We start from the raw sequence: 2,644 nt of genomic DNA, 5'->3' as shown, positions 1-2,644 counted from the left end.
ACCTTCGCGCTGCCCGAGGATGGCGACTGGCAGCTGGTGCTCGACACCGCGCGCGACCCGGTCTCTTGCGCCGAGCCGGTCGGCGGCCGGCTGACCGTCGAGACCCAGTCGGTTGCGGTTCTGAAGGACATCTCGGGCAGCGCCTGAGGGCGCGCCGCGCCGGCCGCCCTCGGCGGAATTCCGGCGCGGCGGCGAGCTGCCCCGGCGAAAGGCCGCCGGTTCCCTCGGTCGAGAAAACCTCACTCTCTCGTGAACCTTTTGCGTGGGCGGCGCGTTGCGTCGCTAACGATAACACCGAGAGGGACCACGATATGAAGCAGATGAGACCGCAGGAATCCTTTTGGATCTTTCCAAAGGTTCACCGGCCCGTCTTCATTGTCTCCGCCGGCCTGATCGTGGGCTTCATCCTGTTCGGGGTGCTGTTCAACGATCTCGCCAACACCGTCTTCACCGGACTTCAGACCCTTCTGGCGCGCTACCTGGGCTGGGCGATGATCCTGCTGGTGAATGCGCTTCTGCTCTTCACCATCGTCATGGCCATCGGCCCGTTTGGGGACATCCGCCTGGGCAAGATGAACGAGGACCCGGAATACTCGATCTTCTCCTGGACCGCGATGCTGTTCAGCGCCGGCATTGGGATCGGCCTGATCTACTGGGGCGTGGCCGAGCCCATGTACCACTTCCTTGCGCCGCCGATGGAGGAGGCGCAGAGCGTCGCCGCCGCGCAGGAGGCGATGGCGATCAGCTTCATGCACTGGGGCTTCCACGCCTGGGCGATCTATGCCGTGGTCGGCCTCGCGCTGGCCTATTACCACTTCCGCAAGGGCCTGCCGCTGTCGATCCGCTCGACGCTCTACCCGCTGATCGGCGACAGGGTCTACGGCTTCTGGGGCGATGTGGTCGACATCGTCGCGGTCTTCGGCACCATGTTCGGCATCGTCACCTCGCTGGGCCTTGGCGCGACGCAGGTGAATGCGGGCCTCGAGCAGGTCTTTGGCGTGCCCAACAACGCCTTGGTGCAGATCCTGATCATCGCCGCGATCACCCTGATGGCGACGCTGTCGGTGGTGGCGGGGCTCGATGGCGGCATCAAGCGGCTCTCGAACATCAACATCATCCTCACCATGGTGCTGCTCGCCTTCATGGTGATCGTCGGCCCGACGCTGTTCATCTTCGACAGCTTCATCGACAATCTCGGCTACTACCTGAGCCGGCTGATCCCGCTCGGCACCTGGAACGAAGGCTGGATCGGCGGCAACGAGGGCAGCACCTGGCAGGACAGCTGGACGATCTTCTACTGGGCCTGGTGGGTCAGCTGGGCGCCGTTCGTCGGTGTGTTCATCGCCCGCATCAGCCGCGGCCGCACGGTGCGCGAGTTCGTTCTGGGCGTGATGCTGCTGCCCTGCACGATCATGTTCTTCTGGTTCACCGCCTTTGGCGGCACCGCGATCTCGATCTCGCTCGGCGGCGACCAGACGCTGGTCCAGGCGACGCAGGAGAACTACGCCAACACCATGTTCGTGTTGCTGGAGTATTTCCCGCTCTCGGGGCTGACGGCGATCTTTGCCACGGTTCTGATCGTGATGTGGTTCGTGACCTCGTCGGACTCGGGCAGCTTTGTCATCGACATGCTGACCGCCGGCGGCGATCCCAACCCGCCGAAGATCCAGCGGATCTTCTGGGCGGTGACCGAAGGCGCGGTGGCCTCGGTGCTGCTGCTCGCCGGCGGGCTTCAGGCGCTGCAGGCGGCGGCGGTCGTCGCGGGCTTCCCCTTCGCGGTGGTGCTTTGCCTGATCGCCTGGTCGCTGGTGCGGGCGCTGCGCTGGGACGATCTGATGATCCACCGGCACCGCCAGCGCTACCGCAGCGACCGCGAGGCCGAGCACAACATGCCCGGCGACATCCACGATGCCTATGTCGAGCGCGACCGCGCGCGCGAGGACGCGCCTGTGGGTCAGGTGAACCCGGCAGAGTGACGCCGCCGCGTCGAGACACACCCCCGCAGGCCACTGCGGAGGTGTTTGCGTTGGGGAATTCCGCCCGTCCGAACGCGCTTGCATCGCCTCCCGGCAAAATCGAGGCGATCTCAGACAGCTTCTGGCAACTCTGATTTCTCTGGGGTACCGTCCGGGTAAAACGCGAAGCGGCGCCGACGTCGAAGCGGCGAGCGGCCATTGAAGGAGCAGTGGATTTCCCATGACGAAGATTACCCCCGTCATTCTGTGTGGTGGTTCCGGGACGCGGCTTTGGCCGGTGTCGCGGAAGAGCTTTCCGAAGCAGTTCGCCAGCCTTCTCGAGGAAGAGAGCCTGTTTCAGAAGACCGCGATGCGGCTGAGCGGGGCGGCCTGCTTCGACAAGCCCATCGCCGTGACCAACTCGGATTTCCGCTTCATCGTCACCGAACAGCTCGCCGCCTTGGGCATTGATCCCGGCGCCATCCTGATCGAGCCGGAGGGGCGCAACACCGCGCCGGCGGTGCTCGCGACGGCGCTCTACCTGCATGCCAAGGATCCCGACGCTGCGATGCTGGTCGCGCCGGCGGATCACGAGGTCGCCGATACCGCCGCCTTCCACGCCGCCGTCGAGACAGGGCTGAAGGCGACCGAGGCCGGCAAGCTGGTGCTGTTCGGCATCCGCCCCGACC

2 protein-coding genes are annotated in these 2,644 nt (G+C 65.5%); both read left to right on the top strand.

Translation table 11 applies throughout. From position 1 onward, the window contains the following. The first annotated feature begins 311 nt into the window (after positions 1 to 311). A complete protein-coding gene (locus AC6RA4_RS24790; RefSeq protein ID WP_500164877.1) occupies positions 312 to 1,976 on the top strand; it encodes a BCCT family transporter in 1,665 nt (554 codons plus the stop codon). A gap of 220 nt (positions 1,977 to 2,196) precedes the next feature. Further along, positions 2,197 to 2,644 (top strand): sugar phosphate nucleotidyltransferase (locus AC6RA4_RS24785; protein WP_500164875.1); only part of this gene is annotated, 448 nt, incomplete at its 3' end.

Source organism: Salipiger sp., assembly GCF_059781815.1.
Note: the sequence above shows the minus strand (reverse complement) of the source record. Positions and strands in the feature narration are given on the sequence as shown.